This window comes from Phenylobacterium sp. (assembly GCF_030651755.1).
Lineage (GTDB): Bacteria > Pseudomonadota > Alphaproteobacteria > Caulobacterales > Caulobacteraceae > Phenylobacterium.
The window spans coordinates 1-4146 of sequence record NZ_JAUSBZ010000131.1; the positions used below are offsets into that span (position 1 = coordinate 1).

Consider the following 4146-nt stretch of genomic DNA (forward strand, 5'->3'; position numbering starts at 1 on the left):
GAAGGTCGCGACCCCCGAACCGTTCTGTTTCGGTGTCATGAATTGTGAGGCAACGCGTGACGAACGGACTATCCTGCTGTTTTGGTGGATAGGCGACGGGAGGAATGGCGGGCGGCGGGTCAGATGACGGCGGGAAGGAGCGCGGCGAGGGCTTCCGCGAGCTGGGCGCGGACGGTGGCGGCGGAGAAGCAGGCGTCGTAGAGGGCGCGGGCGGCTCGGTTGCGGCTTGGCAGGTCGGCGGGGGCGGAGGCCCAGGCGGCGACGGCGGCGGCGAGATCGTCGCGGTGGGCACCCCTGAAGCCGTTGCGGCTCAGCCGGCCAGTTGGACCGGCCGTTACCTCAAGGACGTGCTGGAGCGCCACGAACAGCGCCGCCTGGCACGCCGCAAGAGCGCCTGAGTTCTGGAGAACCCCCACTGTGACGCCGGATCAGCAATCCCTTCTGGAGACGCTTGAGACGGCGCTAGACGCCGACGACCGCATCCTCTCAGCCTGGCTGACCGGAAGCCTCGGCGCCGGCCGGGGCGACGCCTGGAGCGACATCGACATCACCCTGGTGGCGGAGGCCGCCGACATTCCGGGCCTACTGGGCGACCTGATGGCGGAGGACGGGCCGCTTCCCACCACGGCCCTGCGCCTGAGCCAGTTCGGCCGGCTGGTGAACGGGACGACGCCCGATTTGCAGCGGTTCGATCTGCTGCTCTCGACGCCCGAAGAGTTCACCCGCCAGAACGCCGCCGCCGTGATGCTGCTGTTTGGCGACGCCAGCCAGGGTCCGACTGGACGCGCCGCGCCCGCGTCCGATCCGGCCGCCGCCACGCGGCGCGTCGAAGGCCTCGTCACCGAATTCCTGCGCATCCTCTCCCTCGGCCCCGTGGCCGTAGGCCGGCGGGAGTGGGTGGTGATGCAGGACGGCGTCGGCCATCTGCGCCGTCTGCTGATCGAGCTGATGCTGGAGGAGAACGGCATAGGTCCGGCCGACCGCGGCGGCGCCAAGAAGCTCTATCCGTTCCTGACCGCCGAACAGATCACCGAGTTGGAGGCTCTGGTCCCGCCCCGGGCGGTCGAGGCCGAACTGCTGGCCGCCAATCTCGACCTGCGCGATCGCTTCCTCCCCCGCGCCCGCCGCGTGGTCCAGGCGCGCGGCGGGGTCTGGCCTGCGAACTGGGAGGCGGCCGTCATGACCGGCCTCGCCCGCGACCTGCCCAAGCTTGGCTGACGTAACGTCAGGGTTTCCGTAAACGGCTGTTCGAAATAGCCTCGTTCCATTCGTTTAAGCGATTTGGAGCTGACCATGATCCTCTACGGCGCGCCCATGCCGGCGCCGAACCCCCGTCGCGTGCGCATCTTCCTGGCGGAGAAGGGGATCGACCTCCCCGAGACCCTGGTCGACATGCGCAAGCGCGAGCACAAGTCGTCGGACTACCGGGCGAAGAACTCCCTGGGTCAGATCCCGACCTTGGAGCTGGATGACGGATCGACCATCTCCGAGACGGTCGCCATCTGTCGCTATTTCGAAGAGACCAACCCCGAGCCGCCCCTGTTTGGTCGCACCGCCCTGGAAAAGGCCCATGTGGACATGTGGGTCCGCCGGGTGGAGTTCGTGCTGATGATGCCGGTGGGTAACTACTGGCGCCACGCCCACCCCTTCACCGCCACCCTGCTCAACCAGTTCAAGGACTTTGGCGAGTCGAACCGCGAGACCTACGCCGGGGCTCAGAAGTGGCTCGATCGGGAGCTGGCCAGCCGTGACTTCATCGCCGGCCACGACTTCACCATCGCCGATATCTGCGCCCTCTCGGCGGTGGATTTCGCCACCTGGATCGGCCTGGAGATCAACCCGGAACACGCCAACCTGACCGCCTGGCATCAGCGGGTCACCGCCCGGCCCAGCGCCTCAGCCTGAGACTGCGAAGACGATCGGGTCAGGCGACGCCGTCTGGCCCGATCTCGTCCTCGGCCGGGGTGCTGAAGGCCTGATAGGCCATCACCTGGGGCGACAGGATCACCGGATAGTAGATGGCGGTGAGAACGGCGTTGAACATCAGATAGAGCACGGTCTGGGCGGAGATATAGGCCCCAAACGAGCTGAAATCCGGCTGGAAAGCCTCTCCCACCGAGTCGAGACCGCCGCCCAGGGCGACCGTGACGATTCCGGCCAGGGCCGCGAAGATCACCATGGCCAGCAGGCTGACCACGATCACCGACAGCAGGGCCAGCAGATAGGCCCCAAACAGACGCCAGAAGTGGCCCCGGGTGAGGCTCCAGGATCCAAACACCACCAGCCGCTGGTGCTCAAAGGTCAGGACCGGCGCCAGGGACAGGCGCACCAGCACAAACAGCCACAGTCCGCCGAAGAACAGCATCATCCCGCCCCCGACCAGGGCCATGGCGCCCTGCCCAGCCAGGGAGGCCAGGGCCGCGCCAATGGCCGCCAGCAGGGACAGGGCCAGTACGCCGACGATCGTCAGCAGGTAGTAGATCAGGGTCAGGAGGATCAGACGGATCTCATCGGCGCCAAACCGCAGATGGCCCTGTTCGAACGCCTCGTCCGGACGCAGCTGAAGCCGGTACACCGCCGCCGCCGCCACCGAGACGACAAACAGGCCAATGGGCGCGAGGATCAGATAGGCCGGCGCCATGTCGCGCATGAACACCGCCATCTCCGCCGGAGTCATCTCAGCCGCGTTCTCGGCCTGCAGCAGGACGTCGCCCCCCAGCAGGATCAGCGCCGTGGCGCTGACGAACGAGACGATGAGGTGGAACACGGCCCAGATCAGCACGACGCGCGGGTGTTCCCGTGTCAGTCGGAAGCCCTCGAAAGCGGCGTCGCCCGGCGAAAAGGTGGTCATCTCAACTCCCCGATCGGCGCGCCAAAGGCTTGAAACGCCTGGAGTCGCCGACCATCGGCGGAGAAACTAGGCGCGCGCCCCGCCTGGCTGCAAGGCCTGGCTCGCGAAGGGCGCAGATCATTGCTATGGGGTCGCTCATGAGCCTCTCTCCTATTCACGTCATTGGCGGCGGCCTGGCCGGTTCCGAGGCCGCCTGGCAGATCGCCCAGGCCGGCGTTCCTGTGGTCCTGCACGAAATGCGCCCGGTGCGGGGCACCGACGCCCACCAGACCGACAAGCTCGCCGAGCTGGTCTGCTCCAACTCCTTCCGGGCCGATGACTGGGCCGGCAACGCCGTCGGTCTGCTGCACGCCGAGATGCGGCGGCTGGACTCGATCATCATGTCCTGCGGCGACGCCCATCAGGTGCCGGCCGGCGGCGCCCTGGCCGTGGACCGGGACGGTTTCGCCGACGCCGTCACCGCACGGCTCGTGGCGCATCCGAACGTCACCATCGATCGTGGCGAGGTCGCCGGCCTGCCGCCCGCCGACTGGGACAAGGTGATCATCGCCACCGGTCCCCTCACCTCACCGGCCCTGTCCCAGGCGATTCTCGACCTGACGGGCGAGGGGCAGCTCTCCTTCTTCGACGCCATCGCGCCCATCGTCACGGTGGAGTCGGTGAACATGGATGTCTGCTGGCGCCAGTCCCGCTACGACAAGGTGGGTCCTGGCGGCGATGCGGCGGCCTATATCAACTGCCCCATGGACAAGGACCAGTACGAGGCGTTCATCGACGCCCTGCTGGCCGGGCCCAAGTCGGAGTTCAAGGACTGGGAGCACGTCCCCTATTTCGATGGCTGCCTGCCCATCGAGGTCATGGCCGAGCGGGGCCGAGAAACCCTGCGCCACGGCCCCATGAAGCCCGTCGGCCTGACCAACGCCCACAAGCCGGACGAAAAGGCCTATGCGGTCGTCCAGCTGCGCCAGGACAATGCGCTTGGAACCCTGTGGAACATGGTGGGCTTCCAGACCAAGCTGAAGCACGGCGCCCAGACCGACATCTTCCGGATGATCCCCGGTCTGGAAAAGGCCGTCTTTGCCCGCCTGGGCGGCCTGCACCGCAACACCTTCATCAACAGCCCTCGCCTGCTGGACGGAACCCTGCGCCTGAAGGCAGAGCCGCGGCTGCGGTTCGCCGGACAGGTGACCGGGGTGGAAGGCTATGTGGAAAGCGCCGCCGTCGGTCTGATGGCTGGCCGCCTCGCCGCGGCCGAGCGCCTCGGAGCGCCGATCACCCCTCCCCCGCCGACCACC

At 67.6% G+C, this 4146-nt stretch carries 4 protein-coding genes and 1 pseudogene; 4 read left to right on the forward strand and 1 reads right to left on the reverse strand.

Annotated elements, in window-relative coordinates:
• Positions 1-245: 245 nt before the first annotated feature.
• The 3 genes and pseudogenes from Q7V15_RS16510 to Q7V15_RS12210 all read left to right on the forward strand — a co-directional run.
• Positions 246-398: pseudogene (locus tag Q7V15_RS16510) on the forward strand (hypothetical protein); the annotation flags it as partial.
• A 19-nt stretch (positions 399-417) separates the two neighbouring features.
• Positions 418-1218: a hypothetical protein gene (locus tag Q7V15_RS12205; protein ID WP_304755898.1), complete on the forward strand. Its 801-nt coding sequence runs from the start codon at positions 418-420 to the stop codon at positions 1216-1218.
• A gap of 75 nt (positions 1219-1293) precedes the next feature.
• Positions 1294-1905, forward strand: a complete 612-nt coding sequence (locus Q7V15_RS12210; RefSeq protein WP_304755899.1) for a glutathione S-transferase family protein — start codon at positions 1294-1296, stop codon at positions 1903-1905.
• A 19-nt stretch (positions 1906-1924) separates the two neighbouring features.
• Here Q7V15_RS12210 and Q7V15_RS12215 read toward each other — a convergent pair whose 3' ends face one another.
• Complete coding sequence (locus Q7V15_RS12215; RefSeq protein ID WP_304755900.1) at positions 1925-2851, reverse strand: hypothetical protein; 927 nt, start codon at positions 2849-2851, stop codon at positions 1925-1927.
• Between the two features lie 125 nt (positions 2852-2976).
• Here Q7V15_RS12215 and trmFO point away from each other — a divergent pair.
• The coding region (gene trmFO, locus Q7V15_RS12220; protein WP_304755902.1) for a methylenetetrahydrofolate--tRNA-(uracil(54)-C(5))-methyltransferase (FADH(2)-oxidizing) TrmFO at positions 2977-4146 on the forward strand (1170 nt) is incomplete at its 3' end.